Below are 13048 nucleotides of genomic sequence, written 5' to 3'. Positions count from 1 at the left end.
GCCCAGTAAATTCGCGGTGTGCAGTGATTTATGTTTTATTGGTCCATTTGAGGCGTTGAGGTTAGCCCAGTAAATTCGTGGTGTGCAGGGATTTACGTTTTATTGGTCCATTTGAGGCGTTGAGGTTAGCCCAGTAAATTCGCGGTGTGCAGGGATTTGCGTTTTGATGGTTCATTTGAGGCGTTGAGCATAGCCCAGTAAATTCGCGGTGTGCAGGGATTTACGCTTTATTGGTTCATTTGAGGCGTTGAGCATAGCCCAGTAAATTCGCGGGGTGCAGGGATTTACGTTTTATTGGTCCATTTGAGGCGTTGAGGTAAGCCCAGTAAATTCGCGGTGTGCAGTGATTTACGTTTTATTGGTCCATTTGAGGCGTTGAGGTTAGCCCAGTAAATTCGCGGTGTGCAGGGATTTGCGTTTTGATGGTTCATTTGAGGCGTTGAGCATAGCCCAGTAAATTCGCGGTGTGCAGGGATTTACGCTTTATTGGTTCATTTGAGGCGTTGAGGATAGCCCAGTAAATTCAGGGGCAAGCAACTTAGAAATTCGAACCAAAATTAAGGCATGATCGCAAATATGGAATAATTGATGTCTGTTCATTTTGACGAGGGATATCAATGATAGCCTTTACATGGTAAACCCGTTGGGTAGGGTGTCTAAGACAGACGATTTTGAAAAACATTACAGCCTCATGAATTAATTTTTGGCTAGTTAAACTTTGATAGCTTCTCGAGCCTAATACACAGTAAGTTAGTCAAAAAGTCTATGTTCGTACGGGGAGTGGTTGGGGAAAATAGATTTGATTTGACTCGGGCTTAGACTAAGGTGCTGTTTTAGTGCTGTGGCAATCCAAGAAATTGTATTCGTTGTTGGCAGTAAATCGCGGTTCTCAAATAGTTTGTATTCAGAAATGCCCGGCCATTCTCCACGAACGGAACCACCGAGGTGAGAACCCCCTGCAATAAACATACTACCAGCCGTGCCATGATCAGTGCCGCCTGTGCCATTTTCTCGCACAGTTCTCCCAAATTCTGATGTAACTAATACAAGAGTATTGTTCCAATCACTGCCTAGGCCTTTCTTTAGCTGTGCAATACCGCTATCTAGTTGTTTTAACTCTCTAGACAATTTCGCGCTTTGTGCCTTGTGCGTATCCCAGCCTCCGCTCTCTAACATTACAAACTGTATATTTGATTTTGATTTCATTATATCGGCACATTCGCTACACAATTTTGAAAACGAGGATTGACGGCTCCCCTTGTTATCGCCCATCAATGCATCTTTTATTTCCTTGCCTGCCGACAGTGATTTCGCGAGTTTTTCATCATATTGGTAGAGCGCAGCTAGATCATCGGTTAAGCTATCTAGTGAATTATTAAATTTAGATGGATAAAAGTTACTGCCTCGTAGTGAATTCCTAAAGGCTAAAGGCATTGTCTTGGATATTGCAATACCTTCGGTGTCAAGGACATTCATCGCACGGCCAAGCCAGCCAGACTGTAAGTTTGCACTTGCCAACCCGCTTTCTAAGTAATCCTGGCCATCAAAATGAGATCGGCCTTTATATCCAGTCGATGTCGCTACAACACACGATAGTTCTTTGCGCTTAAATAAATCGTGTAGATTGTAAAGTGACGGATGAAGTTTATAGTTATTGTCTACAGCAAAGGCATCGTCAAGCCCTGACATTAAATTTGGGCGCATCGATGATAGACTTTTTTCAAAGGTAGGTATCACCGTATGCAAGCTGTCCACAGCGCCTCGTTGCAATATCCAAACTACACGCTTTAATGATTTTGTTTTATCGGTCTGTTGAGCGGCAAACAAAGTAGGCGAGTGAAGCATAACGGCACCGCTCGCTAGAATTTTCAATAATGTACGCCGTTGCATCGTTATCTCCTCATAAATTCGGGACTCAAAAACAATAATGCGAAAGCTCGGTCACGACTCTCTGCTCGCTTTATTAGTTGCTGGGTGTTTTTAGATAGCGCCGGCCCAAGAACATTGTCTGCTATTGTCTTTACTTCCATGTTCTTATTTATACCGAGCGACGCTATCCAGTTGGCTCTAGCCATCAATCCATAACCACTGTTCCAGAAGTCTTCCGAGTCTGCATAGCCAGCAGGGCTTCCCGCTTTGAGTGGTGCTTGGCCCATATTTTTCAAAATACGAATAGAGCTTCCCTCTTTTACTAACTTAAGACCGAGACCTCTGCTCGTCGATATAAAAAACTCTCTAGGTGTTTTAAATTTTTCACTGGTGATACGCCAAGCGTGTGGGTGGGTAACAAGCGCGGTGTAAACTGCTTTCAAATCTCCCTTCGTGTCTATCCAAGTCTGTTCGACATATTTCAGTAATGCAGGTGAGGCTGAATCACTGACAACATGTTTAACCAGTTTTCCGCTTACAAATTTAGCGGTAGCTGGTTGAGATGCTATAAAATGAATCATGGCTTCGCCTTGCTGTTGGTTGGTTTGATCAAATTTGCGGCCAAGCAAGTTTTGCGAACCTGGCTCGTGGCCCGCTTTCCTAAAGGAAAAAAGCTCCCCCTCTGTTTTATTTGGATTCTGTATGCCCCAACCTGAGATGCCGTTAGCAAGCGCAATAACATCCTTTTGCGTATAACCGCCCTCTATGCCCAATGTATGTAATTCAAGTATCTCCCTGGCTAGGTTCTCATTCAGTCCTTTTCCCTTTTTACCTAGTCGGGAGTTTTGACCAAATGACTTTTCATTATTCAAATATGCTAGCATAACTGGGTGACGGTAAGTGGAAAGTAACATATCTGAAAACCTACCCAATAGATTTGGTGCTATTGCCTCACGTTCTAATGTGCCTGATAGTGCAGTTAGGTATGCACCTTGAGCAGTAACGCTAAAATGGTTTGAGAAGAAATCTAACATTCTCCACATAAATGGCTGTGTACTATTTATCGCATTATTAAGCGTATCTACTGCTAGTTGCCTATACGTGGTTTGTCCATATTTCCTGGACTCTTCTTTTGATTTTTTAGAATCTAATTTACGCATTCGATTTAGCGTTAGCGCTATAGAATGTGACGAGCCCCACATTTCAAATGAAATAGGGGCTATTTGGTTAAGTACGTAATCCAGTGGATCACCTGATGCTTTCTCCAGTTCACCTGGATGAGCGCCTAATCCGAAACGGTTTGTTGCAACGACATTCATCACTAGTGTGTTCATCTCTATAGGTTATGGTGCGTTGAAATAATAGTACTAACTGTGGAGAGTGTCTTCGTAATGAACGTTAATTTACATCATATTTACATATAAGAGGTAGGCTGGTCGATACTTCGTCTTGTACTTAAAAACTTTGAAGTCTCGAATAAAGTCGCTTAAATAATGCATTTAAATCAAAGTCTCTCGCGCCCTTTACTAGGTGATTGAGTAACTCTGACTGTTGGCGGTTAAAGTCATCAATAATTATCAATGCGTCCTTTCATACATTACAGATCCGATGATTTTCACTCAGAGTGTTACGGGTAAAGTAATTTAGCGAAGGTTATGAATAGTGCTGGAGTTGAATGATCATCAAGCCTTTCTAACCAACGAAGGTGTTTTTTCGACCTGTTGGCAGTAGCCTCATAGCGGATGTTATTACGCAGAAGTAAGGCTTTAAGCTGGTATTTACCTTCTTTTAAATCTTTCATGGCGGCTTCGCGGGCTCGGGATAAATCCCGAACAGCCTCATCCTCTGGCTCGGGCACATAGATTGGCGTAAGGTCTTCAGACTTCAGTGAACTCGCATATTGACGGTCAGTTTTAATTCGCTTCCCTGGCTTTTTCGGAATAAGAGGCGGGGCCACGACATAGCAATAATGTCCCAAGCTAGTTATTAGCCGATAAATCCAATAACGACACGGACCGGCTTCATAAACAACGTGAAGCGTCGCGCCTAGATATTTGGATTTAAACTGACGGAGCAGGTTTTTGACACTGACCTTAGACGAGGGAATACGTCCATAATGAACTGGTGTCGCTCCATGCTGCTCTTCACAATAGGCAACCTCGTGAAACTCCTTATGCGTATCTAATCCGATAAAAATCATGCTATGTTTGTTCATGTTAGCCTCCAAATTGATTTAGTATTGAACAAACTAATTATGATTCTGGTCGGCACACGATGGCTTTCTGAGCTAACCCACGATAATGCGGAGGCTAGCATTTCTCAGGTTGTCATTGTGTCTATGTGCCGTAGGTAAAATGAAGAAACATTGTCTCTTACTAATATTTTATTTTGCTGGTTACGCAGACGACGGTTTCCTTCGAGGTAATGTGAAGCCTTCTGAAGATGGGTTAACTTACTTTGGTGTACTTGATGATAATGGTGGGCACTATGGCCAGTTGCTACTTGATGGGCAGCGTTGGGAGCTAACTTTAGGCAAAGTTGCATTAATAGAACCAGGAGAGCATATTTTACAGTGTGGAGCCTCGATCACTTTTACTATCCCAGAAGGTATAGTATACAAATTTGATTACTGGGGGCCATAGGGAATGGCACATAAAAAAACGCTCATGCTCACTCCCTTCGGTCGCTGGACAGTAATGCAGCGGCGTTCCGCGATTATGCCGCTACTTCACTGCCCGTTAGTTTAGCGTCTATGTGGATATTCGTTGACATAGCAATATAATTAGCTTAACTTTCCGCTTAGGCTATTAATTGGAAGCCTGCCCACCCCAGACTGGCGAATTCTTTCGGGAACCTAACAAATATTCTAATTTATTTTATTTACCAATGCTTGAGATTACGGAAATTAGGGGTGAATTACTGCATAAGTCTCGCTTGGAGAATAAAGTATGGCAAAACAAATAACCTCTACGTTTTACAACAACGTAAAAAAATCAGCTAAAAAACTAAAAAAGTCGTTATGCATTTCACACTCAAAAGCACTTGAACTTGCATCACAGCAAGCTGGCTATCCTACTTTTTATTCGTTAGATAAAGCATATAAAAACAAAATACCAACTCAAGCTGATTTCATTCAAGACGTAAGACGCTTCTTAATAAACTTTGTTGGCAGTGAATATGGTAATAAGGTTATTGAAAAAAATAGGACTATGATATCTGGCTATCATCAGGGTGCTGAAGATATACATTCAATGGTGCTGTCTAAGTTACTTGATGTTTTTGATCACGGGGTAGATGACGATGGAACAAATATAAATGCTGGGTGGTCAGTAGTAAATTGGTGTCTCTGCAAAGAAACGATTAAGGAGATTGGCTACCACTATATTCAAAAAGAAAGTATTGAAGATAAAATAAAAGGAAATCTCCTTGTTTCTATGGGGCATTTCTTCAGATCGACCGCAGATAGCTATCAGAGCAGAAGACTCGTTCATCCCAATTTCATTATTTACGTCGCAGATTGGATAAGATCTATTGGGGCGGATGATGAGTGCCAACCAGTAATGCTAAAAATGTACTCTGAAAATGAAAATAATGGTCTTGCTGAAGGGGTTACTTACTGGAAGGCTAACCAATAAGTAGGTCCACGTAACGAGGGACTATAGCGTCAATAGTTAATTTATAGCTTTGGCGCTTCCACATTATACTCCCTCGTAACATCGAGCTTAAGATAACAACCACCTTACTGATACAAGCAATCATAGCCACTTTTTTAGGCTTTCCAGCAGCGACTAATCGTTGATATGTTGCTTCAAATACTGGACGGCATCACTGCCATGTATATAGCTGTGCGGACTTGATGCTTCTCATCTCGAATTTTGTTCAAATCTTTATAGCGGCTGTCGTTTCACCATTAGTTGTTTTAAACGCGGTTTTTAGCGGCGCCCGCTGATTCATGGTGTAAAGATCAGGGTTCGAATCCTTTAAATCTGCAAGGTTTCTTATACATCGCTTTCATCGTCAAACTTGTATGTATTTGTGAATCTAGTCGCAGTATTAAAGAGCTTAAAATCAACAAGAGCCTCCATTTTAGGGTCGCCTTTTCTCTTTCGGTTTTTCTTTGCATCGTCCCATCCTGTACTGTAGGACAGCTCAATCAGCATTTTTACTCGATTTCTATCATTGGGATTAAGGCGCAATAGAAACTGCTCTAAAAAAAGGTTCTTCGACGGCGGGAGTTCGTCGGCAAGACTTTGCTTGGCTGCTTTAACCTCTTCATCTCTTGTGATGGCGTAATCCTTAGAAAATAGCATTTCAAAAACCTCATCATAATTTTCTGAGTATGTTTCTCCCTTCACCTTATCGACCAACTGTTTAGTCCTTGGAGAGAGCTCAATTGTCGCTGTTTGCTTTAGCCCTCGGTGCTTGAACGCACGATATCGATTTTGAAATTGCTTGATGGCAGACTGTGAAAGCCACGGCCTCATGGCTTTATAAAGCGGCCTAGGCTCAAGAGATAGCCATGTCCCTTGTAGGGTGTTTTCGCTTTCTAATAGTGCCTTTTTATCTTGTAGATATTCTGACTCGGGCACTGATTTTAAGAACTTAATAAGGTGTCTATGAAGATAGGACGTCCAAAGATTTGCACGAGATTGCGCTTTAAATTCATCAAAGCTTTTCTCGAAGTCGGTTAGTTTAGCGTGTTTTATATGCTTCCGCATGGCAATGAGGCACCTAGTTTTCCCCAGACCTCCCCACTCGAGTCTTTTTACTTCAATGTTTAAGGGAGATTGGGTATCCTTATCACTCAATGAGTTCAAAAAGGACGCTAAGTGTTCATCTAAGAATGCCTGCCAAAGACTTTCTTCATTCATGCTAATTACTCACTATCAATTTTTTCCCCATCATATATGAAACCCTCGTTAAATTAAAAACGTTATTTGTAACGCTTTTAGCTAGACCTACTACCGCTCTGCTTCACTTATAAAATTAAAGCGTTACATGTAATGCTTTTAAAAAGCTTGATCCCCTTACTCCCCTCCTCTATTATTCAATATAACCCAAATTATCTTAAATAATAAAAAGAGCGAATTTATGCCCTCCATGCTAATTCATGTCGATAATGTACCGATGGCGGTCGCTGAGTCAGATCGCGACCGCGTCATAGAGAATTTACGTGAATTGAAAGATGACGTATGGGAGCTGAAATCTGAAAATACGAAACGGGCCTATCAGTATGACTTCAATCAGTACCTGGCATTCTGCAAAGATAACACGCTGCCCGCTATGGCCAGCGATGTTAGCATCACAAAAGCATCGTGTCGGGCTTATCTAGACTATTTGATGTCTACCAAACTGAAGCATCACACCATACGCCGAAAGATTGCTTCAGTGCGCTATTTTATTGGTGTGAGCGAATTGCCCGACCCCTGGAAACAATCAAAACTCTTTGCCGAATACACCAATCATAAGATAAATCAAAAGCCCAGCCGCCAGTCTCAAGCAGCACCCATGCGTCTTGAAAATATCGATGCTATCAATGCAAAACTCGACACTGATTCTCTGATTGGATTACGCGACGCCGTTATCTTTAATACGGCCATTGATACCATTTTTAGGGCATCAAATCTTCTGGCTATCGATCTGGTGCACATCGACTTTAATAAGCAACGCATATTTGCCCCGCGCTCTAAAACCGACAAATCAGGTAAAGGCCAATATGGCTACATTTCAAAAGCGACTATCGAACTCATCGACAAATGGCTCACATTAACCGGTATTGTCGATGGTCCTTTATTAAGAAAGCTGTCCCCAAAGCAAACGGTGCAAGATACCGCGATGCAATACCATGCACTATTGGCCAGATATAAGAACTTAGCGTCCATACTTAACTTAGAATTCAAACCGAGTTGTCACAGCACCCGGGTTGGTGGCGTAGTGACCATGTTTGAACGTGGCGTATCATTAGATCAGATTCAAAAAGCCGGTGGATGGACAAGTTCAGCGATGCCAATGCATTACGGTGAAGAATTTGATGTAACGAAAACAGGTATGGCGAACGTAAGGTAGTCTTTCTCATTCTCAGATTAAATGTAGTTATATATGTACATTGTCGTGTGGAAATGTTATTTGTATATATATAAATACATTTATAGTATGAGAAATGAGCAGAAAATCTATCGGTAATCAGCTAAAAGCAGAGCGAAAACATCACCGCATGACTCAGAATGATGTTGCCAACAAACTCAAAACAGGCCGTCCTCGGATCTCACAAATTGAGAACGGTCGTTATCAGGGATCACTGCAACTGCTTGAGCGTTACTTAACTCTTATGGGCTTAGAGTTAACAGCCACTCCCATTAATCACCGCCCGAAATTTGATGAACTTGGGGCAATTTACGATGACGACTAATTTAATTCTCGCAAGCTTACCCGAACAGGTTCTCCGACTGAGCGTTCATGTGGCCGGACAATCGTCTGGTATCTTAAATCGAACGGCCCAGTTTAGCTATACGTATACTAATGAAGATTTACCAGTATCGCTAACGATGCCTTATCAACCTGAGTCGTATACGCATGGTGCACTGCATCCAATATTCACGCAGAATTTGCCTGAAGGTTATCTGCGTCGGTATATTTCTGAGAAGCTCATACGTTACGCTAATGTAGATGATATGTATTTGCTGGCGCTCATGGGGGAGAAAGGGATAGGCCACTTATCTTACGATGCCGGCATCACCCTGCCAGAGCCTGATCCCATCACCATCGATGACATACTGCACTGGTCTGGCAAAGAAAGTTTATTCCCTCAACTACTGGACCGTTACTACTTAAATGGTATGGCATCCGGCGTTCAGCCCAAGGTAGTGGTATCCCGTTCGACTCTCTTACAACAAGACGTTATTGTTAAAACCTTTGATGACGAATTCCCGTTGCTGACAGTCAACGAGTTTGTCTGCATGAAATGCGCCGAGTACTGTGGTCTGGATACCCCCAAGATATGGCTATCAGATGATTTGCAGCACTATGTGGTAGAGCGTTTTGACGTAGACAATGACGGAAATAAAAAGGGTATCGAGGATTATGCTACGCTTATGGGGCGCACTGGAGACCAGAAATATTTAGGTAGCTATGAAAATGTGATGAAGGCAACACACCGCAATACACACTCCCCTGAAGAAGTAGACAAGATGTTTACGCTGATTGCATTCAACTGCTTGATTGGAAACGGCGATGCGCACCTTAAAAACTTTTCATTGCAATACTCTACTAATCAGTCAGACATACGACTTAGCCCAGTGTATGACGTTACTCACACGCTCATCTATCCAACTATTGATAACGCAATGGCACTTAAATTGCGCAAAAGCAGATCTTTCCCTACTAGGCGGGATTTAATAGAGTTTGCCTTTAATGCAGGAATGACACGCTCTTTTGCTGCCGATACGGTCGATAGCATGGCGCAGGGTATCCTTGAATGCCTTTCATCGCTGAATGAGGCTTTACTCATGGACGGATTACGGGAGTCGATAGAAAAGCATGTAAACTCCACTATGGCTAAGCAGAGTGTATATAGCGTCTATCGGCATGATAAGAAGAAAAAGTACCAGTAAATCAGAAACTGGCCTATCAAGACGACTTCAATCAATACCTGGCGTTTTACAAAGATAACGCGCTGTCGGCCATGGCCAGCGATGTTAATGTGTCTAAAGCAACGTGTCGGGCTTATCTAGATTATATGATGTCGACCAAACTGAAGCATCACACCATACGCCGAAAAATTGCTTCAGTGCGCTATTTTATTGGGACTAGCGAGTTGCATGCCCCCTGGAAACAATCAAAACTCTTTGCCGAATACACCAATCATAAGGTCAACCAGAAGCCTAGCCGCCAGTCCCAAGCAGCAACCATGCCCCTTGGAAATATCGATGCTATCAATGCAAAACTCGACACTGATTCTCTGATTGGATTACGTGACGCCGTCATCTTTAATACGGCTATTGATGCCATTTTCAGGGCATCAAATCTTCTGGCTATCGATCTGGTACATATCGATTTTAATAAGTAGCGCATATTTGCCCCGCGCTCTAAAACCGATAAATCAGGTAAGGGCCAGTATGGATACGTCTCAAAAACCACCACAGAACTGATTGATAAATGGCTTATGTTAACTGCCATTGTCGATGGCCCTCTATTGAGAAAACTGTCCCCAAAGCAAACTGTGCAAGATACAGCGATGCAATACCATACGCTATTAGCCAGATATAAGAACTTAGCGTTAATACTCAACTTAGAATTCAACCCGAGTTGTCATAGCACCCGGCTTGGCGGGGTTGTTACCATGTTTGAGAAGGGCGTGTCGTAACGAGCGAACGGTAAATAACCAGTGAGGTTCTGGTATACAAGTGCCTTTGGCTTTTCAGCGTCATCGACCGAAAAGAGCAAATAGATAAAAACCGATAACGCATAGCTGCGTAAGCCGTTCTGTGATTAAGCAGAAGTCAGCAGACGACATAGTAGCCAAACACCTATCGTAATGATTGGGACATGGTGAAGGCCCGAACCTGCGGATCAATAAGGAGCCTGTGTAGCTCAACTACTACGTGCCTGACCAGGTTTAGGAGCGTTGGCGCAAAAGCAGAAGCCATTATTGGAATGCACAGGAGCTAATCGGCCGGTGTGTTTTAAACGTCTTTGGGAAACGCCCTGTGCGGAGCCGTATGCAGGGTGTTGTGGGGGCTGGAGGTTTAAGACCTCCGGCTACCCGATTATGTTGCGCTGCCTTAAAAGAGCCTCTAACTCGATTGGTCATCTTTGAACGTTATCCATAAACCAGCTGTAAACCTAAAAATCAGGCTAATTCCCAATGCTTGAGAGAGCCCCGAAACAGTTAAACCTTTAATTGAGCCTGATAGAAGTGACTTTAAAAGTGCAAATAGAAAGATCATAGCTTGAAAAATCAGACTGATTTTAAAGACTTTTAGCCAGAACTCTTTCCTTTGAATCACTTCCTCTGCTCCTCGGGGTTATCTGGCAACATAACAATTTAACAGTGCGCAAGTTCCGCGTTCTTCTCCCGAGCATGCGCTCGTTTTTTTACTATAGTGCCATCATTGCCAAGTTTCTGAAAGGCAAAGAGCACAATGGGTGCAAGAAAATCAGAATGACTTTGCTTTGGACAAAAACGAGCGATTGGGTCGTTTTCCTGAATATAGGAGAAAGTTGTAAACCATGTATAGATATTCAGTTTTCTGCACGATATTTAGAATTTTTTGATCTACTAATCATTAAAAGCAGACCTTTATTGGCACTTTTCTGTCTCCCCCTCAGTAAATGGCTTATGTTCGCAATGCCGGAATTTTTGCCGTCACTAGGTTGGCAAAAAACGACCTAAAGCCGACATAAACAAATTTCTGATATCGAACAGAGAGAATAGAATTAAAGCGCCCGACGGTCTTTAATTTTGATTGGATTATTTCGCGAAAGCGGACATTAACGCTAAGCTAACAGGCAGTGAAGTAGCGGCTATTCGCGAAGCGCCGATGCGTTACTGTCCGAGGGTGGCACGCAGTGGTAACGTGTTATGCGCCTTGTTATGTAGCGACCTTAATCTTGACCATACTCTTCTCGGACAAGTTGGTTAGTTCTGTCCATTTGTTGCCCGTAAGAAGTTTCATGCTCAAAATACTGTAAAAGTTCATCGAGCTTATTTGCTTCATCAACTATTACTTTTTCATTTGGGTCAATTGGCTGTCGCACTGGGGCTTGGTTTTCAAAAAGATCACCAAACGCGTTATTTTGCAAACAAGAGTTTAAATCATGACAATAACTACTTGCATCTGCTGCTGATTTAGACGCTGTTCTATATCTTAAGACTCTATCCATTTGGACGTTTTTCAATGTTTCAAGTAAGTCATGATGAACTGAATGCATAGCACTGCGAGCAACTCGAAACAGTTTTGGACTAATTACTTCGCGGTGTTCTAGATAGATTGTTACGTCCGTTATGGATTTTGTAACTGCACTTATATCTTGAACAAAATTAACATCTGTATAATTAGGTTCGGCACCATTTTCTAGATAGGTGTAATGTAAAATTAAATTTGAATGAATTTGGCTAGAGATAGAGCTACAAATATCCAGCTTTTCTTGAATTTCTTCAAACATTGTTAGCTGAATGTCTTTTTTTCGTTGCTTAACTTGTAAATCTAGCGCATTTTGATGTTGTTCCTTTATTTGTAATATCGCAAACCTGATAGAAAAGAAAGCCACAATTAAAGTTGCAAAAGTAGGGAGAAAATCTTTTGCAAATTGATACCAATCGTAAACATCTTTAGCTTCTTCCATAGGTAAAACTTTCCTTCATTGCTACACAACTTTTAAATAAGGTGCACAAACATGGCGGCTATAATCGGAATGAAGTGACAAAGCTGCCATGCATGTTTGTGTCCCAGCGAGCCTGCGAGCGACTACAGCAGATTGTTAGGAGCGCACCATCTTAGCTTCTACTTTTTCAGCTTTAACTAAATTATCTGTTGATGATACATAACTTAACGTACCCGTTAGGCGTAAACCTTGATCGGAGTATATTTTCATTAAAAAGCTAGCACTATCCAATTGATATTTCGAGATGGGCCACGCAGTAATATTGATGGTAGAGTTTCTTATTTCTCCCTTTATAGTGTAGGACGTGATTTCATCTTTTCCTTTCATGTGATGCGAAAATAGCCCTTTAACCAAATCACCTTTTTGATTCAATTCTAGGTTCGCATTTATGGTATCAGGGAATTCATTACCACCGATACTAGTTAGAACCCACTTCCCGTCTACTCGAACACCTCTATAAACCTTATCTGAATACCAAGGTAAGACAATATTCTTAGTATACCAACTTAAAAGAATAAAAATGAAAGTGGCAACCAAACTTGTGGAAATCCCAGTAAGTAAGGTTTCAAAAATACTCATAAGCTGAACAAGCTCCTAGACACAATGACTCCCTGAGAAATGCTAGCCTCCGCATTTTCGTGGGTTAACTTTTCAGCCAGTGCCATAATTAGTTTGCTTAAGACTAAATCATTTGGAGGCTAGCATGAACAAACATAGCATGATTTTTATCGGATTGGATACGCATAAAGAGTTTCACGAAGTTGCCTATTGTGAAGAACAGCGCGGAGCAAGCGCC

At 41.9% G+C, this 13048-nt stretch carries 11 protein-coding genes and 2 pseudogenes; 6 read left to right on the top strand and 7 right to left on the bottom strand.

Going from position 1 to position 13048, the window contains the following annotated elements; translation table 11 throughout:
* Positions 1 to 750: 750 nt before the first annotated feature.
* The 3 genes and pseudogenes from JV36_RS0112445 to JV36_RS0112435 form a co-directional block, all read right to left on the bottom strand.
* A complete protein-coding gene (locus tag JV36_RS0112445; protein ID WP_032096125.1) occupies positions 751 to 1890 on the bottom strand; it encodes a DUF1501 domain-containing protein in 1140 nt (379 codons plus the stop codon).
* 2 nt (positions 1891 to 1892) lie between these two features.
* The gene (locus JV36_RS0112440; RefSeq protein WP_032096207.1) at positions 1893 to 3188 is read right to left on the bottom strand and encodes a DUF1800 domain-containing protein; all 1296 of its coding nucleotides are present in this window, start codon (positions 3186 to 3188) and stop codon (positions 1893 to 1895) included.
* A 365-nt stretch (positions 3189 to 3553) separates the two neighbouring features.
* Positions 3554 to 4084 (bottom strand): annotated as a pseudogene (locus JV36_RS0112435) (IS110 family transposase); the annotation flags it as partial.
* A 139-nt stretch (positions 4085 to 4223) separates the two neighbouring features.
* On the opposite strand from JV36_RS0112435, the gene JV36_RS0112430 reads away from it, so the two are divergent.
* Both JV36_RS0112430 and JV36_RS0112425 read left to right on the top strand, forming a co-directional pair.
* A complete protein-coding gene (locus tag JV36_RS0112430) occupies positions 4224 to 4511 on the top strand; it encodes a hypothetical protein (protein ID WP_032096124.1) in 288 nt (95 codons plus the stop codon).
* Between the two features lie 306 nt (positions 4512 to 4817).
* Complete coding sequence (locus JV36_RS0112425; protein ID WP_032096123.1) at positions 4818 to 5504, top strand: hypothetical protein; 687 nt, start codon at positions 4818 to 4820, stop codon at positions 5502 to 5504.
* Here JV36_RS0112425 and JV36_RS19890 read toward each other — a convergent pair.
* Positions 5494 to 5764, bottom strand: a pseudogene (locus JV36_RS19890) (hypothetical protein); the annotation flags it as partial. The gene JV36_RS0112425 and the pseudogene JV36_RS19890 overlap by 11 nt on opposite strands.
* Before the next feature lie 103 nt (positions 5765 to 5867).
* Positions 5868 to 6740, bottom strand: a complete 873-nt coding sequence (locus JV36_RS0112420) for a hypothetical protein (RefSeq protein WP_032096122.1) — start codon at positions 6738 to 6740, stop codon at positions 5868 to 5870.
* 220 nt (positions 6741 to 6960) lie between these two features.
* On the opposite strand from JV36_RS0112420, the gene JV36_RS0112415 reads away from it, so the two are divergent.
* The 4 genes from JV36_RS0112415 to JV36_RS19270 all read left to right on the top strand — a co-directional run bounded on the left by JV36_RS0112415 (position 6961) and on the right by JV36_RS19270 (position 9934).
* A complete protein-coding gene (locus tag JV36_RS0112415) occupies positions 6961 to 7935 on the top strand; it encodes a tyrosine-type recombinase/integrase (protein WP_235207837.1) in 975 nt (324 codons plus the stop codon).
* 94 nt (positions 7936 to 8029) lie between these two features.
* The gene (locus tag JV36_RS0112410) at positions 8030 to 8278 is read left to right on the top strand and encodes a helix-turn-helix transcriptional regulator (RefSeq protein WP_032096121.1); all 249 of its coding nucleotides are present in this window, start codon (positions 8030 to 8032) and stop codon (positions 8276 to 8278) included.
* Complete coding sequence (locus tag JV36_RS0112405) at positions 8268 to 9479, top strand: type II toxin-antitoxin system HipA family toxin (protein ID WP_032096120.1); 1212 nt, start codon at positions 8268 to 8270, stop codon at positions 9477 to 9479. The genes JV36_RS0112410 and JV36_RS0112405 overlap by 11 nt, the downstream gene beginning before the upstream one ends.
* A gap of 71 nt (positions 9480 to 9550) precedes the next feature.
* Positions 9551 to 9934, top strand: coding sequence for a hypothetical protein (locus JV36_RS19270; RefSeq protein ID WP_052010174.1), 384 nt, complete (start codon positions 9551 to 9553; stop codon positions 9932 to 9934).
* Between the two features lie 1538 nt (positions 9935 to 11472).
* Here the strand turns inward: JV36_RS19270 and JV36_RS0112385 are convergent.
* Positions 11473 to 12213, bottom strand: coding sequence for a hypothetical protein (locus JV36_RS0112385; protein WP_032096117.1), 741 nt, complete (start codon positions 12211 to 12213; stop codon positions 11473 to 11475).
* Positions 12214 to 12348: 135 nt separating this feature from the next.
* On the bottom strand, positions 12349 to 12831 hold the full coding sequence (locus tag JV36_RS0112380; RefSeq protein WP_032096116.1) for a hypothetical protein: 483 nt from the start codon (positions 12829 to 12831) through the stop codon (positions 12349 to 12351).
* Between the last annotated feature and the right edge of the window lie 217 nt (positions 12832 to 13048).

This window comes from Alteromonas sp. LOR, assembly GCF_000753865.1.
Lineage (GTDB): Bacteria > Pseudomonadota > Gammaproteobacteria > Enterobacterales > Alteromonadaceae > Alteromonas.
This window is presented reverse-complemented; position numbering and strand designations above follow the sequence as displayed.

What these genes read in the sequence shown, in the direction of transcription:
- JV36_RS0112440 (WP_032096207.1), bottom strand. Translation starts at nt 3,188, where the DNA reads ATGAATGTCGTTGCAACAAACCGTTTCGGATTAGGCGCTCATCCAGGT.
- JV36_RS0112430 (WP_032096124.1), top strand. Translation starts at nt 4,224, where the DNA reads ATGAAGAAACATTGTCTCTTACTAATATTTTATTTTGCTGGTTACGCA.
- JV36_RS0112405 (WP_032096120.1), top strand. Translation starts at nt 8,268, where the DNA reads ATGACGACTAATTTAATTCTCGCAAGCTTACCCGAACAGGTTCTCCGA.
- JV36_RS0112425 (WP_032096123.1), top strand. Translation starts at nt 4,818, where the DNA reads ATGGCAAAACAAATAACCTCTACGTTTTACAACAACGTAAAAAAATCA.
- JV36_RS19270 (WP_052010174.1), top strand. Translation starts at nt 9,551, where the DNA reads ATGGCCAGCGATGTTAATGTGTCTAAAGCAACGTGTCGGGCTTATCTA.
- JV36_RS0112410 (WP_032096121.1), top strand. Translation starts at nt 8,030, where the DNA reads ATGAGCAGAAAATCTATCGGTAATCAGCTAAAAGCAGAGCGAAAACAT.
- JV36_RS0112415 (WP_235207837.1), top strand. Translation starts at nt 6,961, where the DNA reads ATGCCCTCCATGCTAATTCATGTCGATAATGTACCGATGGCGGTCGCT.
- JV36_RS0112380 (WP_032096116.1), bottom strand. Translation starts at nt 12,831, where the DNA reads ATGAGTATTTTTGAAACCTTACTTACTGGGATTTCCACAAGTTTGGTT.
- JV36_RS0112385 (WP_032096117.1), bottom strand. Translation starts at nt 12,213, where the DNA reads ATGGAAGAAGCTAAAGATGTTTACGATTGGTATCAATTTGCAAAAGAT.
- JV36_RS0112445 (WP_032096125.1), bottom strand. Translation starts at nt 1,890, where the DNA reads ATGCAACGGCGTACATTATTGAAAATTCTAGCGAGCGGTGCCGTTATG.
- JV36_RS0112420 (WP_032096122.1), bottom strand. Translation starts at nt 6,740, where the DNA reads ATGAATGAAGAAAGTCTTTGGCAGGCATTCTTAGATGAACACTTAGCG.